This window comes from Myceligenerans halotolerans (assembly GCF_054782975.1).
This window is the reverse complement of sequence record NZ_BAAGRL010000008.1, coordinates 1-12871: the sequence shown is the minus strand read 5'-3', so window position 1 is coordinate 12871 and position 12871 is coordinate 1. Positions and strand designations below refer to the sequence as shown.

At 70.1% G+C, this 12871-nt stretch carries 14 protein-coding genes; 7 read left to right on the top strand and 7 right to left on the bottom strand.

What is annotated here, in order from left to right; all coding sequences use genetic code 11:
• Positions 1-220: 220 nt before the first annotated feature.
• The 4 genes from ACYVK5_RS07355 to ACYVK5_RS07340 all read right to left on the bottom strand — a co-directional run bounded on the left by ACYVK5_RS07355 (position 221) and on the right by ACYVK5_RS07340 (position 4673).
• Positions 221-1105, bottom strand: coding sequence for a phosphotransferase (locus tag ACYVK5_RS07355; protein ID WP_460703365.1), 885 nt, complete (start codon positions 1103-1105; stop codon positions 221-223).
• A 52-nt stretch (positions 1106-1157) separates the two neighbouring features.
• On the bottom strand, positions 1158-2453 hold the full coding sequence (locus tag ACYVK5_RS07350) for an ATP-binding protein (protein ID WP_460703363.1): 1296 nt from the start codon (positions 2451-2453) through the stop codon (positions 1158-1160).
• Between the two features lie 163 nt (positions 2454-2616).
• Positions 2617-3633 carry a hypothetical protein gene (locus tag ACYVK5_RS07345; protein ID WP_460703361.1) on the bottom strand — a complete coding sequence of 339 codons (1017 nt, stop codon included), beginning with the start codon at positions 3631-3633 and terminating at the stop codon, positions 2617-2619.
• Between the two features lie 68 nt (positions 3634-3701).
• On the bottom strand, positions 3702-4673 hold the full coding sequence (locus ACYVK5_RS07340) for an alpha/beta hydrolase (protein ID WP_460703359.1): 972 nt from the start codon (positions 4671-4673) through the stop codon (positions 3702-3704).
• Positions 4674-4965: 292 nt separating this feature from the next.
• On the opposite strand from ACYVK5_RS07340, the gene ACYVK5_RS07335 reads away from it, so the two are divergent.
• The 3 genes from ACYVK5_RS07335 (at position 4966) to ACYVK5_RS07325 (ending at position 8179) form a co-directional block, all read left to right on the top strand.
• Positions 4966-5115 (top strand): hypothetical protein, encoded by a 150-nt coding sequence (locus tag ACYVK5_RS07335; protein ID WP_460703357.1) that lies wholly within the window; start codon positions 4966-4968, stop codon positions 5113-5115.
• Positions 5116-5252: 137 nt separating this feature from the next.
• Positions 5253-5792, top strand: coding sequence for a GNAT family N-acetyltransferase (locus ACYVK5_RS07330; RefSeq protein ID WP_460703355.1), 540 nt, complete (start codon positions 5253-5255; stop codon positions 5790-5792).
• Positions 5793-6019: 227 nt separating this feature from the next.
• On the top strand, positions 6020-8179 hold the full coding sequence (locus ACYVK5_RS07325; protein WP_460703353.1) for a cytochrome P450: 2160 nt from the start codon (positions 6020-6022) through the stop codon (positions 8177-8179).
• A gap of 39 nt (positions 8180-8218) precedes the next feature.
• Here ACYVK5_RS07325 and ACYVK5_RS07320 read toward each other — a convergent pair whose 3' ends face one another.
• Positions 8219-8764 (bottom strand): putative immunity protein, encoded by a 546-nt coding sequence (locus ACYVK5_RS07320; protein WP_460703351.1) that lies wholly within the window; start codon positions 8762-8764, stop codon positions 8219-8221.
• A gap of 153 nt (positions 8765-8917) precedes the next feature.
• A complete protein-coding gene (locus ACYVK5_RS07315; RefSeq protein ID WP_460703349.1) occupies positions 8918-10183 on the bottom strand; it encodes an ATP-binding protein in 1266 nt (421 codons plus the stop codon).
• A 208-nt stretch (positions 10184-10391) separates the two neighbouring features.
• On the opposite strand from ACYVK5_RS07315, the gene ACYVK5_RS07310 reads away from it, so the two are divergent.
• From ACYVK5_RS07310 to ACYVK5_RS07295, 4 genes are all read left to right on the top strand, one after another.
• Positions 10392-10844: an NYN domain-containing protein gene (locus ACYVK5_RS07310; RefSeq protein WP_460703581.1), complete on the top strand. Its 453-nt coding sequence runs from the start codon at positions 10392-10394 to the stop codon at positions 10842-10844.
• 44 nt (positions 10845-10888) lie between these two features.
• On the top strand, positions 10889-11122 hold the full coding sequence (locus ACYVK5_RS07305) for a hypothetical protein (RefSeq protein ID WP_460703347.1): 234 nt from the start codon (positions 10889-10891) through the stop codon (positions 11120-11122).
• A gap of 5 nt (positions 11123-11127) precedes the next feature.
• On the top strand, positions 11128-11835 hold the full coding sequence (locus ACYVK5_RS07300; RefSeq protein WP_460703345.1) for a hypothetical protein: 708 nt from the start codon (positions 11128-11130) through the stop codon (positions 11833-11835).
• An 85-nt stretch (positions 11836-11920) separates the two neighbouring features.
• The gene (locus tag ACYVK5_RS07295) at positions 11921-12469 is read left to right on the top strand and encodes a hypothetical protein (protein WP_460703343.1); all 549 of its coding nucleotides are present in this window, start codon (positions 11921-11923) and stop codon (positions 12467-12469) included.
• 175 nt (positions 12470-12644) lie between these two features.
• Here the strand turns inward: ACYVK5_RS07295 and ACYVK5_RS07290 are convergent.
• Positions 12645-12871, bottom strand: a 227-nt coding sequence (locus tag ACYVK5_RS07290; RefSeq protein ID WP_460703341.1) for an HAD family hydrolase, incomplete at its 5' end; no start/stop codon positions are given.

Here is a 12871-nt window from a genome sequence, read left to right as displayed (position 1 = left end):
CTCAGCTCCGTCGACGACGCCCCCTCCCGGTGGGCGACGCGATCAGGTTCAACGACCAGGTCATTGACACGGTCGACGGCGTCCGGAACGGAAAGGCAGTGCTCAGCGTGTCGCCGGCGTACCTCCTGGACGCTTGGGGATCGCGCGGGTAGGCGTTGCGGTCGTGGGCCGGACCCGGCCACGACAGTGTCACCGAGGGTTCGGCCCGGCCGTCGCCACGCTAGTCACGCGCCGTGACGCGGCCCGCCAGGATGCGCCCGAGGAACCACCTGGCCGACTGCGCGTAGTCGAGCGAGTGGTTGACGTGCGTGGCGTCCGTGCGGGCGGCGTCGAGGCCGGCGTGCAGGAGCCCCCACGCGACCTCGCGGACCATGTTGAGGTACTTGAAGTCGTGCAGGGCGACCGCGTGCTGATCATCGAACTCCCCGAAGTAGGCCTCGATGAGCATGCGCTCCTCCTCGGGGGTGTAGCCCTCGTGGAACGCCGGGGTCGCCAGATCGAAGTACACGTTCCCGACGCCGGAGAGCTCCCAGTCCAGGACGGTCAGCCGCCCGTCGTCGGCGATGACGTTGAAGCGGTAGAAGTCGTTGTGGCAGTAGGCCGTACCGTCACCGCGCGCGGCGGCGCGGGCCTCGATCGCGTCGACGGTCCGCAGCACCTCGTCCAGGCCGTCGGGCATCGGCACGCCCAGCCGGCGCGCGCCGTCGAGGTAGGTATGCACGAGCCAGAACGGGTCGCATCGCCGGTCGTTGCCCTCGATCGCGTGCACGACGGCGAGAACGCGCGCCATCGCGCGGATGTACCGCGGCTCGCGACACTGCTCCGGCGTGAGCAGCGCGCCGGGGACCAGCGCGGTCAACAGGTAGTCGTCACCCGCCCCGAGCACCCGCGGAGCGACGCCCCGGACGGCCGCCGCGCGGATCGCCGCGGCCTCGCCGGCCCGGCTCAGCCCCAGGACGTCGTTCTGGTGACCGTTGAGCCGCAGGACGGCCTCGACCGGCCCTCCCGTCACGCGGTAGGTCTCGTTGGAGTACCCGCCGTCCAGCGGCTCGGCCACAGCGGCGGGCATCCCGGCCTCCGCCAGGATCTCGACGACACTTCTCATCAGCAGCGCTCCTGAACTCACTGGGTATCGGCCCTGAGTATCCACCGCGCGGTCATGGCGCGAGCATGCGCAGGGGGACGACGTCGACCCCGTCGGGTCGTCGGGTTGCCATGCCGCCGTTGGTCAGTACCGCGAGGAAGGCGCACCGGTTGTCGTCGACGAGTGCGGCCATCTTCTTCAGGTTCGCCGCTGCGGTGTCGATGACGTTCGTCGCCGTGCCGAGCTTGATCTCGAACGCGCCCCACCGGCCGTCGTGCAGCTCCACGATCGCGTCGACCTCCAGCTTGCTGTGGTCGCGGTAGTACGACACGCGTCCCCCCAGCGGCTGGCTGTACACGCGCAGGTCGCGCACCGCCAGGGACTCGAACAGCATCCCGAGTGTCTTGACATCGGTGGCCAGGGGTTCTGTCCCGACCTGAAGCGCGGCGACGGCGAGTGACGGGTCGACGAAGTGCCGCTTGGGGGATATTTGCAGGCGGCGCGCGGAGCGCATGTTCGGCCCCCAGGCGGGCTGGTCCTCGACCAGTCGCAGGCGGCGCAGGGCATCCAGGTGGGAGCTGACCGCGTCCCGGCTGGTCGCGTCCGGTCCTCTCTCCGGTGCCTCGCCCTCGCGGAGATCCTTGGCGATGGTGACCTCGCTCATCGGGGTAGAGACACCTCGGGCGAACGAGCGCATCACGCGCAGGGCGACCTCGGGGTCCTTGCCGCTCCCGGTGGCCCGCTGGATGTCGTAGCGGCGCACCACGTCCAGGTAGTCCCGGTTCGTCAGCAGCGCGTCGGCGGTGTTCAGGCCGGCGTTGACCGGCCAGCCGCCGACCGCGACGCGCTCGGCGATCTGTTCGCGCGCGCTCGTGGCGGTCCAGGCAGGGTCGAAGGCGCGGGGTGCTTCGCCGTCGAACATCGCGGCAAGGGAAATCTGCCCGGTGGAGTGGCCGGTCTCATGCAGGCTCATGGGGCGCATCTGGATGACGGCGAACCGTCCCGCGCCTGTGTGCCGGCGGGCGTCGTCGTCGGGTGTGGCCGAACCGGTCAGGATGAACTGCCCCTTCGCCTGGCGGTCGTCCACGGCCCGGCGCACGAGGTTCCACATCGGGGGGTGTGCCTGCCATTCGTCCAGCAGTACCGGGGTCTCGCCCTGCAGCAGCATCGACGGGTCGACGTCCAGCGCGTCTCGCACCCTGCCGTTCTCGTCGTCCATGCGCACCACGGTCCGGGCGACCTGGGTCGCGGTGAGCGTCTTGCCGCATGCCTTGGGGCCCTCGACCAGGACGGCACCGATCCGGCGCAGCGCGCCGGTCAGCTCGTCGTCGACGACGCGGGGCAGGTAGGTCACGGGAGCAGTCACCATGGGGCCAACCTACAACTTTGAGGGACCGGAGCCTACAACTTCTGGATTGTCGGGTAGGCAGATTTCGTGGGCTGCTGCGACCGCGCGGTGTTTGCGGCAGCCTCGCCTCATGATTCGCGCGGTGTTCTTAGCCAGCATCATTGCGGCAGAACGACGGTCGGAGCTATCCGTCCACGAGCCGCAGCAGGAGCCGGGCCAGTCGGAACCGGGTCCTCCCGTCCGGGGATCGCGGTGCGTAGCCCAGGGTGTTCGTCAGGGCGTCATGGCGTGCATGCAGCGTCGAGTGGTGCATGCCGAGTGCCGTTGCCGCGGCGCGCACGCTCTCGGCCCCGGACAGTTCGTCGAGCACCTGCAGGGTGCGCACGTCGAGCCGCGCGAGCGCGGCGACGTCGGGCTGCTGCGCGGCGACGGGTTCGAGCGCGACGACGGCGGTGAGCAGGATCCCGAGGTCGGCGGCGTCGACGACGGCGGTGCTCGCGGGCAGCAGCCGGAGCGCGAGCATCGCTGTGCGGAACGACTCCGGCAGGTCATCGGCCCGCCGTCGGATCCCCACGCCCGCGGGACCGGGGACCGTCGCTTCCTGCCCGAGCACGACCGCGCGCCTCAGGCCGTAGGGGGTCGCCACCACCGTCGAGGGCATGGCTCCCGGGGTGTTCGAGAGCGGAAGGACGGCGATGCGGACCTCCGTCGCGGGATCGAGCCGGAGCCGGGGCAGCGCGGCGCGACGTTCGTCGACGTCCCGGGTGGCGTCGACGGCGATCTCGAGGGCGCCGCCGGCTCCGCCGTGATGGCGTGCCTCGACGAGGCCGACCGCGAGCGCCAGCCGCTCGACGACCATCTCGTCGTTCGCGTGCGGGGTTCCTGTGCGTTCGAGCCAGACGGCTCCGTCGTTGACGGGGCGTGCGGGCCAGTGCTGTCGGAGTTCGACGGCGGGAGCGCTGGGCGTCGGGGCTCCTTGGCTTGCGTGGGTCTCGGGGAGCGGTACGCCGTCGGGCCCGATGCGGTGGGTCCGGCGGCCGTCGGACGCGCCGGCCACGGTGCCGCTGAGCGCGGCGGCACCGCGTAGCAGGGCCTGGAGGCCGGCGCCGCCCGCGACGAGCGCGTCGAAGTAGGCCACGACCTTGAGGGTCTCGCTGGCCTCGGGGTCGAGCGCCGTCAGGCGGCCTACCAGTTCCTGCATCGTTCGCTCCATCGCGCGGGCCGGCTCAGCCTGGCGCTCCTGGCGGGCCAGGCCCGCCGTCGGCCGGTCTACGCCCCCAGTATGCGCGCCACCCAGGCGTTGCGTGCCGCGGTCATCGCCTGGGCGAGGGCGGTGTGCGGCGCCATCATGTCGAAGCCGTGGAAGCCGCCGGGCCAGACGTGCAGTTCGGCCTGGACGCCGGCCTGCCACAGCGCGGTGGCGTAGGCGACGTCCTCGTCGCGGAACACCTCGGCGCTGCCGCAGTCGATGAAGGCGGGCGGGAGCCCGCTCAGGTCGGTGGCTCGTGCGGGGGCCGCGTAGATCGAGACGTCGTCGGTTCCCCGCCTGTCGCCGAGCAGCGCCGACCAGCCGGTGATGTTCGAGGTGCGGTCCCACACGCCGACGCCGTCGATCTGTGCGGTCGAGACGGTCTGGTCGCGGTCGTCGAGCATGGGGTAGATGAGGACCTGTCCGGCGGGGGCGGGTCCGCCTTCGTCGCGGGCGAGGAGGGCGGTGCCGGCCGCGAGGCCGCCGCCCGCGCTGGCTCCGGCGATGATCAGACGGTCGAGGTCGATGCCGAGCTCGGCGGCGTGCTCGGCGGTCCACAGGAGGCCGGCGTAGCAGTCGCGCACCGGGTACGGGTCGGGGAACTCGGGGGCGAGCCGGTACTCGACGGTCACCACGACGGCGTCGAGGTCCGTGATCCACGGCAGCACGTGCTGGAGGCCGATGAACCGGTCGCCCAGGATCATCCCGCCGCCGTGGGTGTGGTAGACGCCCGGCCCGGTGCCGGTGCGCCCTTCCCGGCGCAGCACGCTCACCGTGATCTCACCGCCGTCGTACCCCGGGATGGTCACGTCGCGGCGCTCGATGCCGGCCTCGGCGAGGACGTCGTCGACGCTGACCTCCATCGGTGCGGGGCCCTGGCGCAGGAGGGGGATCATCTCGGGCGTGATCGACGGCGGGAGCTGCTCACCGAGCAGTGCGAGGACGGCTTCGAGCTCGGCGTCGAAGGGCGGCCTCTTCAGGGTCTCGGCCATGAGAACTCCTTTGTTCCGGGGGCTTGTGCGCTCTCAGTCTCGACCGTCGTTTGACTGAGGGGCACCCGCCGGACGCGGCGGTCTGGCCGCTGCTCGCCCGCCATCCGGCGGGTCGGCGCGGGTGCCCCTCGCTCACCGCCGTCGACGGCTGGTTCACCTATACCGGACTTTCCTGGCGTGGGTGGCGTGGTTGTGTGAGGATCGGTGCGGCTTCGTTCGCCGGCGGGTGCAATGTGGTCCGGACGTGGAAGGCGTTGCCCGAGCACTACCAGGGGCCGGGCCAGGAGGCTCTGTGGTCGGCGATGGCGACCCGAGGACCTGTGAACCCCAGGGCGACGTAGCGGTCGGCACGTACACCACGCCCCCTGACCCCGAGAAGCTCTGGGACATCACCGCCGAGATGATCATCGGCCCCGACGGCGAGCCCCTCTACGACAGCTGACGCCCGACGGGCCCGGACAGATCTCCGGGTACGACGTCGGCTGCGAGGATCTCGCCCGGTGCGCCGAGTCCGACGACTGCCCGATCCCCTTCGCCCGGGTCGCCGCCGAGTCGTCGTGACTGACTACCCTCGGCGCCATGGAACATCGCACCACGTGCGTGCCGGAGATCGTGCTCGAGACCGATCGACTGCTGCTGCGGCCGTGGCGGGTGTCCGAAGCCGTCGTCCAGCGCGCGCTGTGGGCCGAGCGCGATCCCCGTGTGCCTCCGCATCGACGGATCGACGCCGACGGCCGGCCCACCGTGGAGGACGTCGAGGGCTGGATCCGCAGGAGTTCCCCGTCCCGATCGCTCGGGCTGCTGGCGGCTGAACGAAAGGGATCCGGTGACGTCATCGGGTACTGCGGACTGATCGCCAACACCCATGGGCAGGAGGGGGAGCCCGAGCTGGCGTTCGAGCTGCTTCGCAGGGTCTGGAGCCAGGGGTACGCGACCGAGGCTTCACAGGCGGTCCTCGGCTGGGCGCAGGCATCGGGCTACCGGCGCCTCTGGGCCACGGTCCGTGACTGGAACACGGCGTCTCTCCGGGTCCTGGCGAAGGTCGGGTTCGTCGAGACCGGCCGGGTGGACCCGGACGAGGTGCACGGCGACTCGCTGTACCTGACGAAGCGGTTGTGAGCCGACAGGCCACCCTCAGGGCACCAGCACGACCTTCCCGCCCGGCCGCACGCAACGGCGACGTAGGACCACGCGTGCCCGCGCTTGGCCATCTCATGGTCATGGCGGTGCGCAGATATCACACTGTGACCTGCAAGGATGCAATAGGCTGTCCGGTATGAACATTATGTTCAGCGCTGTTCGTCGGAAGACAAGACATTGTCTTGACTGAAAGAGGAGCGTCCTCAATGCCCGACCACACCGGCAGATCCCGCACGGCGAACGATTCCGAAGCCCCGTCTGACTACGACTCACGCGAGACCCAGCGCCGCGTACGTCAACTGATCCGCCGCCTGTCCACGCCCGAGGGTCGCGCCGACCCGCACGTGATCTACGACGAGCTACGGGCCATGGGCCCTGCGGTACGCACGCCGTGGGGCGCCTGGCTGGTCACCTCGGACAGCGTGAGCCACGAGGTACTGCGGGGACCCGGCTGGTGCACCGTGGACGCAGCCTGGCGCACCGAGCGTCAGCCGGCGTGGGCGCGCCACCCGGGCCTGAAGTTCCTGCACGACTCCGCGCTCGGCACCAACCCGCCCGGGCACGCCGCGCTGCGCCGCAGTCTCGGCGCGTTCGTCTCGCCGCAGACGATCGCGGGGTTGACGCCGCAGATCGTCCGGACCGTCCACGAGTACGTCGACCGGTTCGAGGCGGCGCTACGGGCCGACGGCGAGGCGGACTTCGGCGCCCTGGTCGGCGACCGGCTGCCCATGGCGGTGCTCTGCATCGTGCTCGGGCTGCCGTCCGAGGACATCCCGCTGCTGTGTGACATGAGCCGCGCGCTCTCGAACGTGCACGACCTGGCGCCAGGCCGGGAACGGCTGGCGCAGGCAGACCGTGCCGGCAGGCTGTGGAACGCGTACTGGGAGCAGCTCGTGACCGAACCGCGGTCCCGTCTCCCGGAAGGCTCCCCGCTGGTGCGGTGGCTCGACGCGGAGACCGACCCGGCGGTGCGCGCGGCGGCCGGATCGCAGCTCAACGTCATGATCGAGGCGGGCCTCGAGACGACGACGTCCCTGCTCTCCGAGGGCCTGGTCCAGCTGCTGCGCCGACCCGACCAGGCCGCCTGGCTGCTGGAGCACCCCGAGTCCGTGAACGGCGCCGTGGAAGAGCTGGTGCGTCTCGTGACGCCCGCGCAGCTCCTTTCCAGGTACGCGACCGAGGACACCGAGCTGCCCGGCGGCGTCCCGGTGGCGGCCGGGCAGGTCGTGCACGTGGTGATCGCCGCGGCCAACCACGACCCCGCCGTCTACCACGCGCCGCACGACCTGGACCTGTCGCGCCCGCCGCGCCGGAACCTCGCGTTCGGCGTGGGCATGCACTACTGCATCGGTGCGCCGCTGGCCCGGCTGGAGGCGACCACGCTGTTCCCGGAGCTGCTGCGACGCCTCGACCTCGAGCTCGCCGGGCCGGTGGGGTACGACGAGTCCCTCGCCTTCCGCGGTACACGGTCGGTGCCGGTGCGCCGGCGCCTCCGTCCGACGGCGGAGCGGACGACGGGGGAGCCGACGAGGGCCACGGACCAGCCGACGGCGTCGGACGCGACGACGGAGACCGCGGGCACAGCGGTGTCGGAGGCATCGCCGGCCGGTGCCTTCGGGCCGGTCGTCGTCGAGCGCGACGACGCGGTGCTCCTGCTGACCCTGACACGGCCGGACGGCGACAACCGGCTCGACCGCGCGACGCTGACGGCCCTGGCCGACGTGCTGGATTCTTTGCCCGACGACGTCGATGCCGTCGTGCTGCGCGCCGAAGGAAGCCACTTCTGCGTGGGCGCGGACCTGGACGAGCTCGGCCGGCTTGCCGCGGACGATCCCGACGGCTACCGGGATCTCGTCGCGCTCACCGACCACGTGCTGCACGCCTGGCGCACCTGTCCGCCGGTGACGGTCGCGGCGTTGCACGGCTCCGTCGTCGGTGCCGGCCTCGGGCTCGCGACGGCGAGCGACCTCCGGGTCGCCGCAACCGGCACACGCCTCCGCGCGCCCGAGACGATCCTGGGCATACCGGTGGGCGCGAGCGAGATGCTGGATCGCGTGATCGCCGAGATCGGAGCCAGCCGGACCCGCGTCATGCTGCTGCTCGGCGACGCTGTGGGCGCCGAGCAGGCGCTGGCGAGCGGCCTGGTGCACCGCGTCGTGCCGGCGGACGACGTGTGGGTCGAGGCCAGACGGCTGGCGCGCCGCGTCACCCGGCGCGACCGGCAGGCCATCCGCATCACCAAGCAGACGATGGCGCGGCTCCCGCAGGACGGCCCCGATCCGACGCGCACAGCCGGGGCCGACGCGTGGGAAGCGCCCCAGGCCCGCGCTCTACGCCGTCGGGTCGCCGCCGACGACGCGAGGTAGCGTCCCGCTGCTCCGCGAGCGGGCTACCTGCCGCCTGGGTCAGGGGGAGGACAACGAAGACAACTCGGCCTGGATCTCGCGGATGGTCGTGGCGAGCACGCCGGAGGCAAGGAGTCCCGATCCCAGAGGCCCGGACGAATCCTCCCCGAGGGCGGGGAGGCGTCGGAGTGCGGCACGGACCTCCGCTGTCATGTGCTCGAGCTGCCAGCGGACCTCGGCCTCTCGGGCGTCCGTGCCGCCGGGCGCGGCCAGTCCGGCGGCCTTCGCCGCGTAGGCCGCCGCGCCCAGCGCATGGGCGCCCATGTGCGCGACGCCGGACGCCTGGCCGGAGGAACGAGCTGCCGCCACCGCGGCGGGGCTCGTCACCGACTGCGCTGCCCGGCCCGCGACGAAGCGGCGACGGATCTCTTCGGCGGCGCTGAGTTCACCACGACCGAATGCCCGCGCCCGGGCGATGCCGTCTCGCGCGCGACCGTCGGTCGGCGCCTCGGCCTCGAACAGGGGGAGAACGCGTTCCGCGCAGTGCGCGGCCCACAGCGCCACGAGCCGACGATCAGCTTCACTGAGTGCCTGCGGGGATGCCATCCTGACACTCTCGCACACGTATTCGAGGTGGACGAAATGCTCGACGCGCACTCCCATTCAGGCCGTCGACATGCCCTCCTGCAGAGCGCGTGCGCGACATTCCCGGTCGATCGAGGGCGAAGGGGGTCGAAGGGACCTCCGACAGCTATGTTGCTACGGCTTCGTGTACCAGAGTGCGCTGACCGGAAGTGCGCGGAGCTTCGGTCCGTACGAGAGGTCGTGCTGTCCCGTGTGAAGGACGTATCCGGCGATGAAGTCGTCACCGAGTCGCGCCGCCAGGTGTTCAAGGCCCCGGAAGTCCTCGGCCTTGACGGTGGTGGCTGCCTTGACCTCGATGCCGATGACTTCCTGGCGCCGGTTTTCCAGCACGACGTCGACTTCCACTTTGTCCTTGGTGCGATAATGCGTCATCTCGATCCAGTCGTCTGTCCAGCTGAGCTGTCGTGCGACCTCCATGGCCACGAAGTTCTCCAGAAGCGCCCCGAGCGGGCTGTTCAGCTTCCGCAGACTCGACTCGTCCTGGCCGAGGAGCCCGGCGGCGATCCCGGTGTCGACGAACGCGGCCTTGGGCGTGCTCACGGCACGGCTCGACGCGTTGCGCGACCATGCCGGGATGCGCTTGATCAGGAAGACTTCCTCAAGCAGCCGAAGGTATCTCTGCACGGTCTGTTTGGAGATGTCCAGGGTTCCCGCAAGGTTTCCGGGCACGAGGAGCTGGCCGACGCGTGCGGCGACGAGGTCGACCAGTTTGCGCATGTCGTCCGCTCGCTCGATCTCTGAGATCTGGATGACATCGCGGTTGATCATGTCCGCTACATACGAACGAACGAACGCTGCGCGACGGCGGCCGGACCTTACGAGGGCCTCCGGGAACCCACCGCGGACGATGCGACTGATGTAGTCATCGCGAGTCAGGTCGGAGCTGTGCCGCAGTTCTGGCCCGTGCTCGAATGCTGCGGCGACGAACTGGTCCGGCGTGCCATCGATCTCTCCTTGGGACAGAGGCCAGAGCTCGATGGTTTCCATGCGCCCCACGAGGGTGTCCGGCAGGTTGCGCATACCCAGAAGGCGCGCGGATCCCGTCAGGAGAAAGCGGCCCGGCGTCGGCTCGGCGTCGACAAGGGACTTGATGGCAAGCAGCAACTCGGGGAGCCGCTGTACTTCGTCGATGATCATCCGGGGGGCCTGATGGACGAACCCGGACGGGTCACGTTCGACGGCGTCGCGAGTCTCTCGGTCGTCGAGGCTGTACCACTCGGCGTCGGCCTCGCGCCCCACCTGAGCGACCAGCGTGCTCTTCCCGCTCTGACGGGCGCCGTTGACCAGGACGATGCGTGTGTCCGCCATGGCCTCGGTGACGAGGGCTTCCGCATGTCGGGGGAGTACTCGTCCGATGCTTGGGTGTGGGAGGCGCGCCATGCGGCCATCGTCGCATGCAGATCGCCATTTCGCACGCCGAGTGTGGAACTTTGGTCGCCCGGTTGGGGGAACTTTGGTCGCCAACTTCATGGAACAATGGTCGCCAGGACTCTGGAACAATGGTCGCTGCGCTGCAGTGGTGCCGGCTCCGCCGGGGCGGTTGTCTCATGGCGGCCGGTAGTTGTGCCAGCCTGTGAGCGTGAGCCAGATGCCCGAGCCCGCCTCGGAAGCGCGACCCGAGGTGATCGCTCCGCAAGCAGGCACGATCCTGATCGACGGGATGAACGTCATCGGCTCCCGCCCCGACGGCTGGTGGCGGGACCGCACCGGCGCCATGCGGCGCCTCGCCGCCCGGATCGATCGCTGGGCGCGTCAGGTGGACGACGACGTGGTCCTGGTGCTCGACGGCAACCCGCGTGAACTCGGCGTCGTCGAACGGGTGCGCGTCGTCTGGGCGCCGGGCGGGCGCAACGCCGCCGACGACCGGATCGTGGATCTCGTGTCGACGGCCGACGATCCGACGACGGTGCGGGTCGTCACCTCCGATCGCGAACTGGCGGAGCGAGTTCGCGACCTCGGCGCGACCGTCCGCGGCTCCGGATCCTTCTTGGAGGAACTCCCTGGGGAAGCCGTCGCCGACGGCGAGGAAACCGACTCCTGAGGTGCGGTAATGGTGCAGCGGCGACTGTGCTAGCTTCGCGCTCCATGACGTTTCCGCAGTCATTCGCCCTTTTCTGGGGCATCGCAGCCGTGGTGATGGGGACCGGATGGGTGGTCTTCGCGCGCAGGTTCGCCGACAGGGCGACCAATGGTCCGGAGTGGCTCTGGATCCAGCACAGCTGGCGGACGAACTTCGTCGGCGCGAGGGTGGGGGGCGTCTTCTTCATCATCGTTGGCTGCGTTGTCGGGGGAGCGGCGCTCGCCGGTGTTCTCACATGAATCGCATGCCGAAAGTGTGGTGCGCCCCGTATCCCGGGCGCTTCCTGGCGGTGATGTGGTTCTTCGAGAACATCGGCTCGCCGGTGTTCATCGGGCTCAACCTCTTGCACGGTGGCGCCTCGGCCCTGGACCGCAGTGTGTTCGTCATCGACCCGGCTGCGGATGCGCAGGCACTCGCCTCTGCTCGTGCGGAGTCGGAACGTGCTGGGCGGCGGGCCCGCCGTCGCTTTGCTCTGTCACGTGCTGTCCATGGCGCCGGCTTCGTACTACTCACGGTCGCCTTCGCCGCAGGTTTCGCTCTGTCGGACGGCGATGGTTACGCCGGTGACGTGGCGATGATGATCGCCGTACCCGGTGGTCTCGTCCTGGTCGCGGTCACGATCGTGACCGACCTCTTCGCACGTAGGAGCGCGAGCAAACTCCACGACCTCTACGTTCCGCACGCCGTGCGCAGCGGGGTACTCGGCCGGAGCCGTGTTGCCCTGCAGCAGATCGCGCGCGCAGAGCAGCTCTCGGCGGGTGACCAGCACATTTTCGTGGCGGCGCTGTGGGACGTCGCTGTGGCGGATCAGGCGCGCTCGTCCTACCTGAACGGCTCGGAGTTCGACGAGAACGAGTTCGCAAACCTGCGCCGCGCCGTCGACAGGGCCGAGGGTGCACTCGAGGTGTGGGCGCGGAGTGGCGTGCCCTCTCCGGTGCTCGTGCGGTACTGACCTCGCGCTGGTTGCGTGGGAAATCATGTGGGCGATGTTTCCGTGCTCAACGGCGACGTGCTGGCCGGAGCCTTACGATCATGGTGTGGACGAGCCTGACGGCTCCTCGATGTTCGACCCGGCGGAGCCGGTCGACGACCTCGACGTGAGCCGCAACTCCGTCGCGTTCGAGCGGATGGCGGAGGCCACGTTCCTGTCCGACCTGCTGCAGGAGATGTGGTTCGCCCGCGGTGAGGTCGTGGATGTGCTGCACTCCACGGTCGACGCGTTCGGCTACGACCTGGTCCTGTGGACCCCGACGGTGACCCGGCACGTCCAGCTCAAGACGAAGCGGAAGCGCGCCAGGACTGCCCGCTACAACTTGGGCAAGCAACTCGAGACCCTCCCGGCGGCTTGCGTCATCGTGATCGAGTGGGAGCGTTCGGTCAGCGAGAGTCGGATGGACCTGACATACCGGTGGCTCGGTAACGGACCTCACGAGCCGATCTCGCCGCTGGGGGAGAGGATCGCCAAGCACACAAAGGCCAACGCCCAAGGCGTCAAGAACAAGCGGGAAGGCCTGCGCGTCGTGCCGTTGGGAGCCTTCGACCGGATCGGCTCGATGAGCGAGCTTGCGGCCCGTCTCTTCGGGTGACTTCGACAACCAACGGGTGGGTCGGTCCGCACGGCGCAGTTTTCCGCCGACATGACGAGGGCCGGGACCCGCGGGAGGCACGGGTCCCGGCCCTCTTTCCCGCCAGTGGTCTGGGTGGCGGGCCCTGCGGCGGGTGCGGGGCGGTGCACCGGCCGCAAGTTCTTCGGTGGCCGGTTCAGTGGCGGCCGGCTGGTTCGGTGACGGGTTTGCCTGCGGCGATGGCGTCGAGGATCGACGCGGCCCCGTGTTGTTCGAGGGTGCCGGTGGTGGCGTCGGCTGCCATGCGGACGACGGTGGGCGCTTGCCCCATGGCTACAGCGGTGGCGGCCCATGTGAACATCGGCAGATCGTTGTGCGCCACGAGGCGCTGTTTATCCGTGTGGAGGTGAGAGACCTTTGCTG